Annotated in this window: 14 protein-coding genes; 6 read left to right on the plus strand and 8 right to left on the minus strand. The window is 68.3% G+C overall.

The features are described 5' to 3' along the window. Window positions 1–2 precede the first annotated feature (2 nt). The gene (locus tag PLC66_RS13895; protein WP_324541403.1) at window positions 3–932 is read left to right on the plus strand and encodes an electron transfer flavoprotein subunit alpha/FixB family protein; all 930 of its coding nucleotides are present in this window, start codon (window positions 3–5) and stop codon (window positions 930–932) included. A gap of 179 nt (window positions 933–1111) precedes the next feature. On the opposite strand, the gene PLC66_RS13900 is transcribed toward PLC66_RS13895, so the two are convergent. The 5 genes from PLC66_RS13900 to PLC66_RS13920 all read right to left on the minus strand — a co-directional run bounded on the left by PLC66_RS13900 (window position 1112) and on the right by PLC66_RS13920 (window position 7259). After that, window positions 1112–2440: an NAD(P)/FAD-dependent oxidoreductase gene (locus tag PLC66_RS13900; RefSeq protein WP_324541405.1), complete on the minus strand. Its 1329-nt coding sequence runs from the start codon at window positions 2438–2440 to the stop codon at window positions 1112–1114. A 70-nt stretch (window positions 2441–2510) separates the two neighbouring features. Continuing rightward, complete coding sequence (locus PLC66_RS13905) at window positions 2511–4148, minus strand: electron transfer flavoprotein-ubiquinone oxidoreductase (RefSeq protein WP_324541407.1); 1638 nt, start codon at window positions 4146–4148, stop codon at window positions 2511–2513. 88 nt (window positions 4149–4236) lie between these two features. Next, window positions 4237–5871 (minus strand): cyclohexanecarboxylate-CoA ligase, encoded by a 1635-nt coding sequence (gene aliA, locus PLC66_RS13910; protein ID WP_324541409.1) that lies wholly within the window; start codon window positions 5869–5871, stop codon window positions 4237–4239. 339 nt (window positions 5872–6210) lie between these two features. Then, window positions 6211–6681 (minus strand): MarR family winged helix-turn-helix transcriptional regulator, encoded by a 471-nt coding sequence (locus tag PLC66_RS13915; protein ID WP_324541411.1) that lies wholly within the window; start codon window positions 6679–6681, stop codon window positions 6211–6213. A 131-nt stretch (window positions 6682–6812) separates the two neighbouring features. Next, window positions 6813–7259, minus strand: a complete 447-nt coding sequence (locus PLC66_RS13920) for an acyl-CoA thioesterase (RefSeq protein WP_324541413.1) — start codon at window positions 7257–7259, stop codon at window positions 6813–6815. A gap of 260 nt (window positions 7260–7519) precedes the next feature. Here PLC66_RS13920 and PLC66_RS13925 point away from each other — a divergent pair, with 260 nt between their 5' ends. From PLC66_RS13925 to PLC66_RS13935, 3 genes are read left to right on the plus strand one after another with little or no spacing between them, the layout of a single operon-like run. Next, window positions 7520–8290, plus strand: coding sequence for an enoyl-CoA hydratase (locus tag PLC66_RS13925; RefSeq protein WP_324541415.1), 771 nt, complete (start codon window positions 7520–7522; stop codon window positions 8288–8290). Window position 8291: 1 nt separating this feature from the next. Continuing rightward, window positions 8292–9812: a 3-hydroxyacyl-CoA dehydrogenase gene (locus PLC66_RS13930; protein ID WP_324541417.1), complete on the plus strand. Its 1521-nt coding sequence runs from the start codon at window positions 8292–8294 to the stop codon at window positions 9810–9812. 50 nt (window positions 9813–9862) lie between these two features. Next, entirely contained in the window at window positions 9863–11065 is a 1203-nt protein-coding gene (locus PLC66_RS13935; RefSeq protein ID WP_324541419.1) for a 3-oxoadipyl-CoA thiolase, read from the plus strand. Between the two features lie 58 nt (window positions 11066–11123). Here PLC66_RS13935 and PLC66_RS13940 read toward each other — a convergent pair whose 3' ends face one another. Then, a complete protein-coding gene (locus PLC66_RS13940) occupies window positions 11124–11648 on the minus strand; it encodes a DUF302 domain-containing protein (protein WP_324541421.1) in 525 nt (174 codons plus the stop codon). Between the two features lie 67 nt (window positions 11649–11715). Here PLC66_RS13940 and PLC66_RS13945 point away from each other — a divergent pair, with 67 nt between their 5' ends. Continuing rightward, window positions 11716–12174: a tetratricopeptide repeat protein gene (locus tag PLC66_RS13945; RefSeq protein WP_324541423.1), complete on the plus strand. Its 459-nt coding sequence runs from the start codon at window positions 11716–11718 to the stop codon at window positions 12172–12174. Between the two features lie 9 nt (window positions 12175–12183). Here PLC66_RS13945 and PLC66_RS13950 read toward each other — a convergent pair whose 3' ends face one another. Together PLC66_RS13950 and PLC66_RS13955 are read right to left on the minus strand one after the other, a co-directional pair. Continuing rightward, complete coding sequence (locus PLC66_RS13950; RefSeq protein ID WP_324541425.1) at window positions 12184–13137, minus strand: quinoprotein relay system zinc metallohydrolase 1; 954 nt, start codon at window positions 13135–13137, stop codon at window positions 12184–12186. Beyond that, entirely contained in the window at window positions 13134–13931 is a 798-nt protein-coding gene (locus PLC66_RS13955) for a quinoprotein dehydrogenase-associated SoxYZ-like carrier (RefSeq protein ID WP_324541427.1), read from the minus strand. The genes PLC66_RS13950 and PLC66_RS13955 overlap by 4 nt, the downstream gene beginning before the upstream one ends. 358 nt (window positions 13932–14289) lie before the next feature. Between PLC66_RS13955 and PLC66_RS13960 the strand changes: the two genes are divergently transcribed. After that, the gene (locus PLC66_RS13960) at window positions 14290–16086 is read left to right on the plus strand and encodes a methanol/ethanol family PQQ-dependent dehydrogenase (protein ID WP_324541429.1); all 1797 of its coding nucleotides are present in this window, start codon (window positions 14290–14292) and stop codon (window positions 16084–16086) included. Window positions 16087–16188: the final 102 nt, after the last annotated feature.

Below are 16188 nucleotides of genomic sequence, written 5' to 3' on the forward strand. Positions count from 1 at the left end.
CCATGGCCATTCTCGTCATTGCTGAACACGACAACCAGGCGCTCAAGGCCTCGACGCTCAACACCGTCACCGCGGCCAGCACGCTCGGTGGCGACATCCACGTGCTGGTCGCCGGTGCCGGTTGCGGCGCGGTCGCCGAAGCCGCCGCCAAGGTGGCCGGTGTGGCCAAGGTGCGGGTGTGCGACGCCGCGCACTACGAAGCCCAGACCGCGGAAAACGTCGCCGAGCTGGTGAAGGGCCTGGCGGGCGAGTACAGCCATGTGCTGGCACCGGCGACCCCGGCGGGCAAGAACATGCTGCCGCGCGTGGCCGCGCTGCTCGACGTGGCGCAGATCAGCGACATCGTCGCCGTGGAATCGGCCGACACCTTCGTGCGTCCGATCTATGCCGGCAACGCGCTGGCCACGGTCAAGAGCGCCGATGCGATCAAGGTCATCACCGTGCGCACCACGGCCTTCGACGCTGCGGGCGAGGGCAATGCGGCCGCCATCGAGGCGGTCGCCGCAGGCGCCGACCTGGGTGCCACCGCGCTGGTCGGTCGCGAGATCGTCAAGAGCGCCCGTCCCGAACTCGGCGCGGCCAAGATCATCGTCTCCGGCGGCCGCGGCCTGGGCAGCGGCGACGCCTACCACCAGCTGCTCGAACCGCTCGCCGACAAGCTCGGCGCCGCGCTCGGTGCCAGCCGTGCGGCGGTCGATGCGGGCTACGTGCCCAACGACTACCAGGTCGGCCAGACCGGCAAGATCGTCGCCCCGCAGCTCTACATCGCGATCGGCATCTCGGGCGCGATCCAGCACCTGGCGGGCATGAAGGACTCCAAGGTGATCGTGGCGATCAACAAGGACCCGGAGGCGCCGATCTTCCAGGTCGCCGACTACGGCCTGGTGGGCGATCTGTTCCAGGTGGTGCCGGAGCTGAGCGCGGCCGTCTGAAGCATCGGCCCTGTCCCGGGTGGGGCAGGGCAGTGTGTCCCCCGGCAGGCATCCTCTCCCTCTTCTCCTCTATAGATGCTTGCTGGACTTGCTGCCGGTCTGACGCCACGCGCCAGACCGGCTTTTTTTTTTTGCCGGCGACCCCCGTCAGTGACCGGACCCTCGCTGTGACCTGCGCATCAGTGCAGCTTCACCTGCGGCTCCGTGCGCCGCGTCAGCGTGCGCGCCAGGGTGTCCAGGATCACCTTGGTCCAGCCGTGCAGGGCGAGCTCGTGCATCTTGTACAGCGAGGTGTACATCAGCTTCGCGTACCAGCCCTCGATGAACAGGTCGCCGCGCACCAGGCCGCCCATCATGTTGCCGACGGTGCTGAACTTGCCGAGCGACACCAGCGAGCCGAGGTCGCGGTAGTGGTAGTCCTGCAGCGTCTTGCCGTCGAGGCGGCGGCGGATCTGCTTGAACAGGTGCGAGGCTTGCTGGTGGGCCGCCTGGGCGCGTGGCGGGACGAAGCCGTTCTTCTCCGGCCAGGGGCAGGCGGCGCAGTCGCCCATGGCGAAGATGTCGGCATCGAGCGTGGTCTGCAAGGTCTGGCGCACCAGCAACTGGTTGAGGCGATTGGTCTCCAGGCCATCGAGGCGGGTGAGGAATTCCGCGGCCTTGACGCCGGCCGCCCACACGGTCAGCTCGGCGGGCAGCACGGTGTCGTCGGCCAGGCGCACGCCGTCGGCGAGCACTTCGGCGACCTTGGCGCCGGTGTGCACTTCGACGCCGAGCTTGCGCAGCAGGCGCTCGGTCGAGCGTGACAGGCGCTCGGGCAGGGCGGGTAGTACGCGCGGGCCGGCCTCGATCAGCACCACCTTGATGTCGCGCTTCGCGTCGACGCGGTCGAGCCCGTAGGCCACGACCTGGCGCATGGTGTGGTGCAGCTCGGCCGACAGCTCGACCCCGGTGGCGCCGGCGCCGATGATCGCGACCTTGAGCTGTTCCGGGCGCAGCGGCGTCTGCTGCGCCTGCGCGCGCACGCAGGCATGCACCATGCGCGTGTGAAAGCGGCGCGCGTCGGCCGCCGTCTCGAGCTTGAGCGCGTGCTCCCGCACCCCGGGGGTGCCGAAGTCGTTGCTCTGGCTGCCGACGGCGATGACCAGGGTGTCGTAGGGGAAGGAGCGCGCCGGCGTCAGCTCGGCGCCCTTGCGGTCGGTGAAGGGGGCGACGTGCACTTCGCGCGTGATGCGGTCGATGCCGGTCATCTCGCCGATGCGAAAGCGAAAGCCGTGGCGGTGGGCATGGGCGAGGTAACCGACCTCGTGGTCGCCGAAGTCCATGCTGCCGGCGGCGATCTCGTGCAGCTTGGGCTTCCAGACGTGGCTGTGCTTGCGTTCGATCAGGGTGATCTCGGCCTTGCCGCGGCGACCGAGCGTGTCGCCCAGCCGGGTGGCGAGCTCGAGCCCGCCGGCGCCGCCGCCGACGATGACGATGCGGTGCGGCGTCTTGCCGATGCTCTGGTTCATCTGTGTCCCGTTTCGTCGTGATGCGCAGAGAGAAAACGTGAGGCCGGACACGTCGTCCGGCCCCCGTGGCTCACATCCCCTGGTAGATCGGCCCTTCGCCGCCCTGCGGCACCACCCAGTTGATGTTCTGGGTCGGATCCTTGATGTCGCAGGTCTTGCAGTGCACGCAGTTCTGGGCGTTGATCTGCAGGCGCGGGCCGGCCGCTTCCTGGACGATCTCGTACACCCCGGCCGGGCAGTAGCGCTGCTCGGGGGCGTCGTACTTGGCGAGGTTGATCGCGATCGGCACCGCGGCGTCCTTCAACTGCAGATGGCAGGGCTGCTCTTCCTCGTGGTTGGTGTTGGACAGGAACACCGACGAGAGGCGATCGAAGGTGAGTACGCCGTCGGGCTTGGGGTAATTGATCCTTTCGCACTCGGCCGCCGGCTTGAGCTGATCGTGGTCGGCCGTGTTGTGCAGCGTCCACGGCACCTTGCCCTTGAACAGCACCTGGTCGATGCCGAACAGCAGCGAGCCCAGGTACAGCCCCTTCTTCATGTAGGGCTTGAAGTTGCGCGTCTTGTGCAGCTCGGCATGCAGCCAGGAAGCCTGGAAGGCGGCCGGATAGGCATCGAGCGCGTCGCGCTGGCGGTCGTGCGCGAGCGCCTCGAACGCCGCTTCAGCGGCGAGCATGCCGGACTTGATCGCGGCGTGGCTGCCCTTGATGCGCGCGGCGTTGAGAAAACCCGCGTCGTCGCCGATCAGCCCGCCGCCCGGGAACACCAGCTTGGGCAGGCTCTGCAGGCCGCCGGCGGCGATCGCGCGCGCACCGTACTGCAGGCGCTTGCCGCCCTCGAGATACTTGCGGATCTCGGGGTGGGTCTTGTAGCGCTGCATCTCCTCGAAGGGCGACAGATGCGGGTTGGCGTAGTTGAGCCCGACCACGAAGCCCACCGCGACCAGGTTGTCCTCGAGGTGATAGACGAAGCCGCCGCCATAGGTGGCCTTGTCCATCGGCCAGCCGGCGGTGTGCACCACCAGGCCGGGCTGATGCTGCTCGGGCTTCACCTCCCACAGCTCCTTGATGCCGATGCCGTAGGTCTGGGGGTCGGCGCCCTCGCGCAGATTGAAGCGGGCCTCGAGCTGCTTGCCCAGATGGCCGCGGCAGCCTTCGGCGAACAGCGTGTATTTGGCGTGCAGCTCCATGCCCGGCTGGTGGTGCGGTCCCGGCGTGCCGTCACGGGCGAGGCCCATGTCGCCGGTGGCGACGCCCTTCACCGCACCGTTTTCATCGAACAGAGCTTCCGCGCCGGCAAAGCCCGGATAGACCTCCACGCCCAGCGCCTCGGCCTGCTCGCCGAGCCACTTCACCACATTGCCCAGGCGCACGATGTAGTTGCCGTGGTTCACGAAGCAGTCGGGCAGCAAGGCGTTGGGCGTCTGGCGGGCGCCGGTCTCGGACAGGAACAGCACCTTGTCCTCGGTGACCGCGGTGTTGAGCGGCGCGCCGCGCTCCTTCCAGTCGGGGAAGAGTTCGGTGAGCGCCTTCGGGTCCATCACCGCGCCCGACAGGATGTGGGCGCCGATCTCGGCGGCCTTCTCGATCAGGCATACCGAAATCTCCTGGCCCTTGTCGGCGGCCAGCTGCTTGAGCCTGATCGCAGCCGACAGCCCCGCGGGGCCGCCGCCGACGATCAGCACGTCGAATTCCATCGATTCGCGTTCCATCGTTGTCTCCGTTTCCTTTTTCGTCTTGCAGGACTTGGCGCGCGTGTGAAGGCCGTCGCCCTGGCTGCGGTCGATGATGATCCCGCCCTTAGGCGGCTGCGGACTCGCCGAACTGCCTGGCCATCTCGCGCAGCTTGAACTTCTGCAGCTTGCCGCTGGGGGTCTGCGGCATCTGCTCGAGCACCTCGAGGCGCTCGGGGAAGTAGGTCCTGGTGAGCTGCTGCTCGGTCAGGTAGGCGGTCATGTCCTCGAAGCTGAAGGTGCAGCCGGGGTTCAGGGCCACGAACGCGCACACGCGCTCGCCGAAGCGGCGGTCGGGATAGCCGACCACCGCCACCAGCGAGATCGCCGGGTGCTTGTAGAGCAGGTTCTCGACCTCGACCACCGGGATGTTCTCGCCGCCGCGGATCACCACGTCCTTGCTGCGTCCGGCGATGCGGATGTAGCCCTCGGCGTCGATGAAGGCGATGTCGCCGGTGTCGAACCAGCCCTCGGCGTCCACGCCGTTCAGGTGCGGGCGTTTGAGGTAGCCGGCGAACAGCGACGGCGCGCGCACCAGCAGTTCGCCCGCTTCGCCGGTCGGCAGCGATGCGCCGTTGGCATCGACCACCTTGAGCTCGACGCCGGCCAGCGGGCGGCCGTCCGAGACGGGGGTCTTCTCGAGTGCACGGGAGGGTTCGGTCACGGTCACCGCGCCCATCTCGGTCATGCCCCAGGCCGAGCTGATCGGCAGCCGCATCAGCTTGTAGGCGCGCTCGACGATGGCCGGCGGAATCGGGGCGCCCGCGCAGCTGTACTTGGTGAACTTGGGCGAGGTCGGCTCGCCGGCCTCCACTTCCTGGCACATGTCGGCGACGAAGGTCGCCGCGGACATGCTGAAGGTGACGCCCTCGTCGCGGATGATCCTGAGCGCGCGCTTCGGCTCCCACACGTCGAGCATGGCGATGGTCGAGTTGAGAATGATCGGCAGCATCGCGAGGAAGCCGTAGCCGGTGAGGTGGGCCATCGGCGAGGCGGCCAGCACGATGTCGCCGCCGCCCAGCTCCATGATCTCGATGTAGCCGTGCAGGTTGGCGAACAGGGTGTTCGAGGTGTGCATGACGCCCTTGGGCTCGCCGGTCGTGCCCGAGGTGTACATCAGCAGCATGACGTCGTCGGGCTCGAGCGCCGGCGGGGGCAGCGGCGAGTTGTCGTCGCTCAGCAGCAGCTTCGCGAAGCTGTCGTCGCCGTCGCCATCGACCACCACGAGCTGCTTCAGGTGCGGCAAGTTGGGCAGCATGCCGCGCGCCATCGCCTCGTAGTCGAACTTGCGGAACTCCTTGGGCACGATGAACACCTTCGACTCGCCCATGTTGAGCATGAAGTTCAGCTCGTGCTGGCGGAAGATCGGCATCACCGGGTTGGCCGTGGCGCCGATGCGGGCGCAGGCCAGGGCCAGCGCGACGAACTCCCAGCAGTTCGGCAGTTGCCAGGTAACGACGTCGCTGCGGCCCACGCCGAGCGCGATCAGCCTGCGGGCGATGCGCTCGACCTGCGTGCCGAGTTCGCGGTAGCTGAGGCGGATCGGCTCCTCACGGCCGGCGCGGTAGGACACGATCGCCGGCTTGTCCGGGCACTGCTCAAGTGCGCGCTGGAAGAACAGGTTGATGGTTTCGTCGCGCCACAGGCCCTGGGCCTTCATGGGCTGCATGCGCGAGGCGAGCAGTACCGGATCGAAGTTCACGTGCAATCTCCTGGTGGGTGCCGCTTCTGCGTTGCCTTGACGAAGCGGTCTGTGCCGGGCATGTCGGGTGCAACATGCGTTCTGGAGATAGGTTAATCAGTGAGATTTATTGCGTCAATAGATTGACGTGAAATTTCATCGATCCGTAAGCTTTGGTCCGTGATGGGAGTCTGGTATGGACAATAAATTGATGTGAATCAATAAACTATTGGTATCGTCCTTTTATTCGCATGCGTGCGTGAAATATAGATAAGTAAAATACTTGCTATTAATGTGGCGAGCTTCGCGCGCCGCCGGTATGCGCCAGCGCCTGCGCGACGGGGACGGGTCGTGCCGGCCTCAGAGCTTCGACATGTTCTTCTGCAGCAGGCTGATGTAGTGGATGAAGGCGAGGCGGTCGTCGAAGGACAGGCCCTTCAGGGCTTCATCGTAGAAGTGGTGGATCGGGTCGGCGAGCGCCGCCCACAGTTCCTCCCCCTTCGGCGTCAGACGGATCTTGCGCGAGCGGCGATCTTCCTCCCCGGTCACGCGTTCGAGGTAGCCGTCGCGTTCCAGCCGGTTGAGCAGGCCGGACAGGTTCTGGCGGCTCACGAGCAGGTAGCGCGACAGCTCGCCGACGCTCATGCCGCCCTGGGCCTTGGGGCGCGACAGAGCGCCGAGCACCGACCACTGCTGGGTGGTGACGCCGAACTCGTCAAGCGCCTGCGTGCCCTTGGTGTGCAGGGTGTTGGCAGCCTGGAAGAAGCGGAAGAACAGACGGTTGTTGATCTCGATGGAGGCGAGGCTCTTCTCGGTGGACAGATCTTTCATCGCGGAGGGGGTCATGTTTGTTCGAGCCCTATTGAAACGCACAGCCGCCATCGGCGGCAATGGGACAGGGCACCAGAACCTGCGCGCCCTGTCGTCGTCTGCCTGCGCGCCGGGACACCGCGGCGACGTCCCTACGCCGACACCGTGCCGGCTTCGACTGAGGACTCGGGCGCCGGCAGGTAACGCGCAAACCGCGCCCGCCAGTCGCCCTCGATGGGCCTCGCGCGCAGGTCCTTCAGCGAGGCCAGCACCACGGTGAGCCGCGCGCGCAGGCGTTCGCTGCCGTCTGCGCGTGCGCGCACGTCCAGCGTCATCGAACTGCGGCCGATGCGCTCGACAGCGAGGGCGAAGTTCAGTACGTCGCCACATCGGCTCGGTGCCAGGTAGTCGATCTCCAGTCGCACCGCCGGCAGTCCCAGGCCGTGGGTTTCGTGCAGTTCGCGGTAGCTCACGCCGAGGCCCTGGGCGCACCAGTCCTCGACGACCTCGTTGATGAGCTCGACGTAGCGTGGGTAGAAGCCGATGCCGGCCAGGTCGCAGTGCGCGAAGCGAAGGAGCTTGTCCTTGTGGAAGATCATGCTTGCAGGCCTTGTTGTGAGGAAAGGAGGAAATATGTTGATAAGGATCGATGTCACGGCTGTCCATGCGTCCGTTCTTGATCTCGTTCTCTGTCAGTAAAAAGTGAGGTTATGTCCGCTTGGTGCCGTCCTTTCATGTTCCCCCTTATGCTTAAATAAGTAAATATATTGACTGAAAAAGACCGCCTCGTTATCTTTCTCCGACAACAGGCCGGCTCGCCGTCCGCGCGGACGGGAAGGGCTGAATCAAGGAGAAAGTCATGGAAGAAGTGATCGTCGAGCGTCCGCAGCCAGCCATAGCGGTCGTCCGCCTCAACCGTCCCGAAGCGCGCAACGCGCTCAGTCAGGCTGTGCGCCAGCGCCTGGCCGAGCACTTCCAGGCGCTCGGGCGCGACGAGGACGTGCGCTGCATCGTGCTGACCGGCGGCGACAAGGTCTTCGCCGCCGGTGCGGATATTCGCGCCATGGTCGATGCGACGCCGATCGACATCCTGCTGCTCAACAACCAGCGCATGTGGCAGACCATTGCCTCCTGCCCCAAGCCGGTGATCGCCGCGGTCAATGGCTTCGCCCTCGGTGGCGGCTGTGAGCTGGCGATGCACGCCGAGATCATCGTCGCCGGCGAGGGCGCGAAGTTCGGCCAGCCCGAGATCCGCGTCGGCATCATCCCCGGTGCCGGCGGCACCCAGCGCCTGGCGCGTGCGGTGGGCAAGTTCAAGGCCTTCAAGATGCTGCTGACCGGCGAGCCGGTGAGCGCGCAGGAGGCCGCGGACATGGGGCTGGTGAGCGAGGTGGTGGCCGACGATCGGGTGCAGGCGCGCGCGCTGGAGCTGGCGGCGACGATCGCCGCCATGCCGCCGCTGGCGGTGGCGCAGATCAAGGAAGTGCTGCTCGCCGGCCAGGACGCCTCGCTCGAGAGCGCGCTGATGCTCGAACGCAAGGCCTTCCAGCTGCTGTTCGCCAGCCAGGACAAGAAGGAGGGCATGCAGGCCTTCCTCGACAAGCGCGCAGCGCACTTCACCGGAGCCTGAGATGTTCGACGCCAATCGCAATGATCTCGTGCTGGGCATCGTCGGCGCCGGCCTGATGGGCCGCGGCATCGCCCAGATCGCCGCCCAGGCCGGGCTCAAGGTGCTGATGCACGACGCGCGCGCGGACGCGGCGACCGAGGCCTGCGAATCGGTCGGCCTGACCCTGTCGGCGCTGGCCGCCAAGGGCAAGATCGACCCTGCGGCCGCCAGCGCGGCAGCGGCGCGCATTTCGGTCGCCGACACCCTGCGCCAGCTCGCCGCCTGCGACATCGTCATCGAGGCCATCGTCGAGAAGCTCGATGCCAAGCGCGAGCTGTTCGAGCGCCTCGAGGCGGTGGTCGGTGGCGACTGCGTGCTGGTCACCAACACCTCCTCGCTGGCGGTGACCAGCATCGCTGCCGCCTGCCGCCAGCCCGAGCGCGTCGCCGGCTTCCACTTCTTCAGCCCGGTGCCGCTGATGAAGATCGTCGAGGTCATCGACGGCGTGCTCACCGCGCCGGCGGTGGGCGACGCGCTGATGGCGCTCGCGCGGCGCATGGGCCACACCCCGGTGCGGGCCAAGGACACCCCCGGCTTCATCGTCAACCATGCCGGGCGCGGATACCTGACCGAGTCGCTGCGCATCGTCGGCGAGGGCATCGCCGATTTTCCCGCTGTCGATCGCATCCTGCGCAGCGCGGTGGGCTTTCGCCTGGGGCCGTTCGAACTGCTCGACCTGACCGGGCTGGACGTGTCCCACCCGGTGATGGAGTCGATCTACGACCAGTACTACCAGGAGCCGCGCTATCGCCCCTCGCCGATCGCACGCCAGCGCCTGGCCGCCGGCCTGCTCGGGCGCAAGAGCGGGCGCGGCTTCTACATCTATGTGGAAGGCAAGGCCCTGGCGCCGGCACAGCCGGCCGTGCCCGCTGCCGAGCCTGTGCCACTGTGGATCGCGCCCTGCGCCTTGCCCGCCCGTGACGCGCTGCTCGCCCGCCTGCAGGCGGCCGGCGTGGCCCTGGACGGCGGCGAACGGCCAGCGGCGGGCTCGGTGTGCATCGTGCTGCCGCTGGGTGAGGACACCACGACCGCGGCGCTCGCGCTGGGGCTGGATGCGACGCGCACCGTCGCCGTCGATCCGCTCTTCCTGTCGGCCCACGCCACGCTGATGACGACGCCGGTCACCACGGCAAAGGTGCGCGATGCGGCCTGGGCGGCGCTGGCTGCGAGCGGGCTGGCGGTGGACGTGATCCACGACAGCCCCGGCTTCATCACCCAGCGCGTGCTGGCGATGATCGTCAACATCGCCTGCGATATCGCCCAGCAGCGTGTCGCCACCGCCGAGGACATCGACCGTGCGGTGACGCTCGGCCTGGGTTACCCGAAAGGGCCACTGGCGCTGGCCGATGCGCTCGGCGCCGCGACCGTGCTGCAGATCCTCGATGCGCTGCACGCCTTCTACCGCGACCCGCGCTACCGCCCCAGCCCGTGGTTGATTCGCCGCGCACGGCTCGGCGTGTCGCTGCTGACCCCCGAGAACTGAACCCCACGCAACTGAACCCCAGGCACACGACAAGCTCAAGGAGACACCCCATGCTCGACGCCTACCTCTACGGCGGCCTGCGCTCGCCGATCGGCCGCCACGCCGGCAAGCTCGCCGCCGTCCGCCCCGACGACCTCATCGCCACCGTGATGCGCGAGCTGCTCGCGCGCAGCGGTTTCGACGCCGCTGACGTCGAGGACGTCATCCTGGGCTGCTCGGCGCAGGCCGGCGAGGACAGCCGCAACATCGCCCGCCACGCCGCGCTTCTCGCCGGCTTCCCGACCCAGGTGGCGGGGCAGACGGTCAACCGCCTGTGCGGCAGCGGCCTGGCGGCGACGCTCGACGGCGCGCGCGCGGTGAGCTGCGGCGAAGGCGAGCTGTACGTCGTGGGGGGCGTCGAGAGCATGAGCCGTGCGCCCTTCGTGGTCGCCAAGGCGGAGTCCGCCTACAGCCGCGACTTCAAGGTCTTCGACACCACGATCGGCGCCCGCTTCCCCAATCCGCGCATCATCGAGCAGTTCGGCAACGACAGCATGCCCGAGACCGGCGACAACGTCGCCGCCGAGTTCGGCATCAGCCGTGAGGCCGCCGACCGCTTTGCCGCAGCCTCGCAGGCGCGCTACGCAGCGGCGAAGGCGGACGGCTTTTTCGCCGACGAGATCCTGCCGATCGAGGTGCCGACCGGCCGGCGCACGCCGCCGCTGCGCGTCGCCGACGACGAGCATCCGCGCCCGGAGTCGAGCTTCGAATCGCTGTCGGCGCTCAAGCCGCTGTTCGCTGGCGGCGTGGTCACCGCCGGCAACGCCTCGGGCATCAATGACGGTGCGGCGGCCTTGCTGGTCGGCAGCGCCGCCGCGGGCGAGCGCGCGGATGCGAAGCCGATGGCGCGCATCCTCGCCGGGGCGGTCGCCGGGGTCGAGCCGCGCATCATGGGGGTCGGCCCGGCCTACGCCATCCCCAAGGCCCTTGCGCGCGCCGGGTTGAGCCTGGCCGACATGGACGTGATCGAGATCAACGAGGCCTTCGCACCCCAGGTGCTCGGCTGCCTGAAGCTGCTCGGGCTGACCTTCGATGATGCGCGCGTCAATCCCAACGGTGGCGCCATTGCGCTTGGCCACCCGCTCGGCGCCTCCGGTGCCCGCATCCTGCTGACCGCCGTGCGCCAGCTGCAGCGGCGCGGCGGCCGCTACGCGGTCGTGAGCCTGTGCATCGGGGTGGGGCACGGCATCGCCGTCGTGGTCGAGCGCTGCTGAGCGAAATCAGCTGATCGTCGGCTGCTGCCGAGAGGCCGGCTGTCTGGGATGGCCCGATTCACTCCAGGCCGAGCAGGGCGGCGCTGCGCGCGACGATGCGGCGCAAGAGGGCGCGTGCCGCTTCGCCGCCGGCACTGTCGAGCCGCGGCGGGCGATAGGCGATCACCGCGCCCGGCCTGCCGTCGGCGGGCGCATACACCGCGATCGACAGCGGGCAGAGCGCGATGTGTTCGCGCGCTTCCACGGCCAGTCGGGCAGCGACGCCTGCGCTGCAGAAGGTGAGGATCTCGGCCTGGGTGTAGAGCCCGCGCGGGTGGCCGAGGTCGGCCGCGGTGCGATCGAGCATGTCGGCGAAATGACTTACCACCGGCTGCGCGATGCCTTCCTCGGCGATGGCCTCGGTCAGTGCCTCGCGCACGTCGGCGAAGGCGGTGGCGGCGAAGTGGCGGGTGACGATGTCCTCGGCCTGCGCGCCGGCCTGCGCGGCCAGGCCCAGGGCAAGCAGCGCGGCGCCGATCGCGCGCTGCACCATCCGGCGCAGGGCGGTGGCGATGATGAACGGGGAGGTCAGCAGGTCTGGCAAGCTCGGGCTCCGGGTGCGTTTGTTGCTTCCGTCACTGTATTGCCTTCTTCGCCCGGAGACGAAGCCCATGCGTCGCAGAACCTGTGTTGCCCTCGCACTGCTGTTCCAGTTCGGCCTCGCCCAGGCGGTCGACGAGGCCGAGCTGGCCGCACTCGTCGAGCGTCCGTCCATCGGCCTGTACAAGGCCTATGCCGAGTTCAAGATGGCCGACTACGACAGCGCGCGCCGCATCTGGCAGGCGCTCGCCGAGCGCGACGTGGCCGAGGCCTGGTTCAATCTCGGCATCCTGGCCGAGGACGGCCTTGGCGAGCCGAAGGATGCCGCGCTCGCGCTGGCGCGTTACCGACGCGGCGCCGAGGCGGGCTCGGTCAAGGCGCAGTATCGCCTCGGCCTGCTCCACCTGGACGGTCGGCTCACCGCGGTGGATCCCGTCCAGGCCCGGCACTGGCTCGCTGCCGCGGCCGCGGCGGGCGATTCGGAGGCCGCGCGCAGGCTCGAGGCGCTGGAGGTCACGCATCTGCGCTGAAGCGGGGCCTCAGTCGCGCTGAGCGCGGGCCAGGGCGGCCTGCTCGGCAGCCGGGAACAGGTGCACCACCGAGCGCCGGAACTCGGTCTCGACCAGGGCGAGTCGCGAGAAGCGGGCGGGGATGTCGAGCGCGAACACCTCGGTCATGTCCAGGCCGGCCTCAGCAGCGTCGCGGATGGTGGCCTGCAGCCACTCGAGGTAGTCGCGGGTCTCGTGCAGCGGATCGAGCCGGGTGCTGACCTCGCCGTGGCCGGGCACCCAGAGGCGGGCCGGCAGGCGCGCGAGCGCCTCGAGCGCGCCGAGCCAGCGCGCGATGTCGGCGTGTGGGGTGGTCGGCGCGCGGCCGTTGAACAGCAGGTCGGCGGCGTAGACGGTGCCGCTGTCGTGGTCGACCACGACGAGGTCGGCCGCGGTGTGGCCGCCCAGCGCGAGGAGTTCGACGTCGCGCCCGGCGATGTCCTGCCTGCCGGGCATCACGGCCCGGGCAGGCACGACGACTTCGGTGTCGCGCATCCAGTCGCCATTGAGGCGATACATGTTGTCGTTGAAGCCTTCGCCTTCGCTGCGGATGCCGGCGATCGTGTCGGGCAGCGCGGCCAGGGTGTCCTGCGGGAAAGCCTGATTGCCGAGGAAGTGGTCCGGGTGGTGATGGGTGTTGAGCGTGAGCACGACCGGCAACGGCGTGACCGCGCGGATCGCGGCCAGCATCTGTTCGCCGTAGCGGCGCGAGGGGCCGGTGTCGATCACGATGACCCCGCTGCGGCCAACGAGGAAGCCGGTGTTGACGATGTTGCCGCCGTTGGCGAACGAGAAATCCTCGCGCAGGCCGACGATGACGTAGGTGCCGGGGGCGATCTCCTGCGCGACGAGGCCGTAGTCGAAGCGGCTGCGCTGCTGGGCCGCGAGCGGCAGCGCGAGCAATAGCGCAAACAGCAGGCTGGCGAGCGACAGGGGCAGCTTCATCGCGTCACCCAGGCGTCGATGCGGTTGCCGTTGTTGTCGCGACCGCTCACATGCAGCCGCCCGCCGAGCGCCGCGCCGGCCAGGTCGAGGGTGAAGCTGGGGTTCTCGGCCACCGGCTCGAGCGGCTGGATGCGGCTGAGCACGCGCCCGTCCTCGTCGCTGATCACGATGTCCTCGATGTGGAAGGCGGGGATGCCGGCGGCGAGCCCGGTGTCCATGGGGTGGATGATGCGCATGCGCAGGCGCTCGCCACCGTCGATGCGCGCCCACAGCCGGCCGCTGACCTCGTTGAGCCGATCCTGCCATTCGGGCGACCCTGAACCCACCGAGGGCAGGGTGCAGCCGCCGCCGGTGGCGGTGACCCAGGCCCCGCCCACGCGCCAGACCCCGTCGGCCGTGCGTGCCGCGACCCGCACCGGAGACGACTGCTGCAGCTTGAGGCGAAAGCCCAGGCGCGCCTGGGCCGCGCCGGGCTCGAAGCGCAGCGCCTTGAGGATGGGGTTGAAGTCGGCGAACACGATCAGCTCCTCGACCCCGGGCAGGGCGCTGGCGTCGACGGTGATCGGCACATTGAGCGAGTCCTCGGCCACCACCGGGCCGCTGACCTTGATGCGCGGGTCGAAGACGACCTCCTGGCCTTCGAAGAAGGTCTTCAGCATGTCGCCCCAGCGCGGCGAGTCGAGCGGGTCCCTGGCGACGGTCTCGCCTGCGGCTGCGGCGAGGACAGGCGGCGTGGCGGCGGCGAGCGCGCACAGCCACAGCATGCCGGCGAGCAAGAGGGTGTGACGCTTCATGCGGTCTCCTCGATGCGCGGCGCCCACTCCCCGATGGGGGGCGCCCTTTGTTGTGGCAGCGATGCTTGCAAGCCTTATGCCATTGCGCCGATCTGCCCAGGCTTGTGCCGTGGCCCGGGGGCATGCGGCCGCGCACGACCGGGTGCCGTGCAGTCTTGTTCCGAAGCGCAACGATTGTGCTCAAGCGCCACATCCGGCGGGCACGCTTGCGCGGTATGTGGAACAGCGCGGCGCCCGGAATGGTGCCTGCCGGATTCTGGCATGGCGATTGCAGTTATTCGCCTGTCCGGTCCGAGTCCGTGCCGGAGAAGAAGCGGATCAAGAAACCATACGTCCGAGAGACACGAAGGAGGAGTCGATGATGAGCAAGAACATGCGGCAGCGTGCCCTGCCCGTGGTGCTGACGGCGCTGAGCGTGGCGCTGGCAGGCATCGGTAGCGCACAGGCCAAGGGTGTGACCGACGAGGACATCCTCAAGGATGCGGAACTGACGCACCAGATCGTCACCCACGGGCTGGGCACCAAGGGCCAGCGCTACAGCCCGCTCAAGCAGATCAACCCCGAGACGGTGCGCAACCTGGTGCCGGCCTGGGCCTTCTCCTTCGGTGGCGAGAAGCAGCGCGGCCAGCAGTCGCAGCCGCTGATCCACGACGGCAAGATGTTCGTCACCGGCTCCTACAGCCGGATCTACGCCCTCGACGTCAAGACCGGAAAGAAGCTGTGGAAGTACGAGCACCGCCTGCCCGAGGGCATCATGCCCTGCTGTGACGTGATCAACCGCGGCGCGGCGATCTACGGCGACCTGGTCATCTTCGGCACGCTCGACGCGCAGTTGGTGGCGCTCAACAAGGACACCGGCAAGGTCGCGTGGCGCGAGAAGATCGACGACTACAAGGCCGGCTACTCGATGACGGCGGCGCCGCAGATCGTCAAGGGCAAGCTGATCACCGGCGTGTCGGGTGGCGAGTTCGGTGTGATGGGGCGTGTCGAGGCGCGTGATCCGCTGACCGGCAAGATGATCTGGATGCGCCCGGTGGTCGAGGGCCACATGGGCTACACCTACGACAAGGACGGCAAGGCGGTCGAAAACGGGGTGTCGGGCACGGTCAACGCGACCTGGCCGGGCGACCTGTGGAAGACCGGCGGCGCCGCCACCTGGCAGGCCGCCTACTACGATCCGGACGTCGACCTGATCTTCATGGGCACCGGCAACCCGGCGCCGTGGAACTCCTGGCTGCGTCCGGGCGACAACCTGTATTCGTCCGCCACGGTCGCCATCAGCCCGGATACCGGCAAGATCGTCTGGCACTACCAGAGCACCCCGCACGACGGCTGGGATTACGACGGCGTGAACGAGTTCATCTCGTTCGAATACAAGGACCCGAAGACCGGCAACCTGGTCAAGGCCGGCGGCAAGGCCGACCGCAACGGCTTCTTCTTCGTCAATGACCGCGCCACCGGCAAGCTGCTCAATGCCTTCCCCTTCGTGACCCGGATCGACTGGGCCAAGGGCATCGACATGGAGACCGGGCGCCCGATCTGGGACGACAGCAAGCGCCCGGGCAACCCCTTCGTCGAGGGGGCGGCCGAGGGCGCCAAGGGCGAGGTCGTGTTCAACGCGCCGTCCTTCCTCGGCGGCAAGAACCAGATGCCGATGGCCTTCAGCCCCGACACCGGCTACTTCTACGTGCCCGCCAACGAGTGGGGCATGGACATCTGGAACGAGCCGGTCAGCTACAAGCGCGGCGCGGCCTACCTGGGTGCCGGCTTCACCATCAAGCCGCTGTACGAGGACTACATCGGCGCGATGCGCGCGGTCGATCCGGTGAGCGGCAAGATCGTGTGGGAAGTGAAGAACAACGCGCCGCTGTGGGGCGGGGTGCTCACCACCGGCGGCAACCTGGTGTTCTATGGCACGCCCGAGGGCTACCTGAAGGCGGTCAATGCCAAGACCGGCGAGGAAGTGTGGCAATTCCAGACCGGCTCGGGCGTCATCGCGCCGCCAGTGACCTGGGACGACAACGGCGAGCAGTACGTGGCCGTGGTGTCGGGCTGGGGCGGTGCGGTGCCGCTGTGGGGGGGCGACGTCGCCAAGCGGGTGAACTTCCTCGAGCAGGGTGGCATGGTCTGGGTGTTCAAGCTGCACAAGAACTGAGACCCGGAGGAGGGGCGCCGCCTGCGGCGCTCATGACGGCCAGGGCGGCCCGGGTGCGTCAGTGCCCGGGCCGTGTCGCTTTGGTCGCGATGCGCGGCGGAT

Origin of the sequence: Thauera sp. (assembly GCF_035444905.1) — a bacterium.
Lineage (GTDB): Bacteria > Pseudomonadota > Gammaproteobacteria > Burkholderiales > Rhodocyclaceae > Thauera.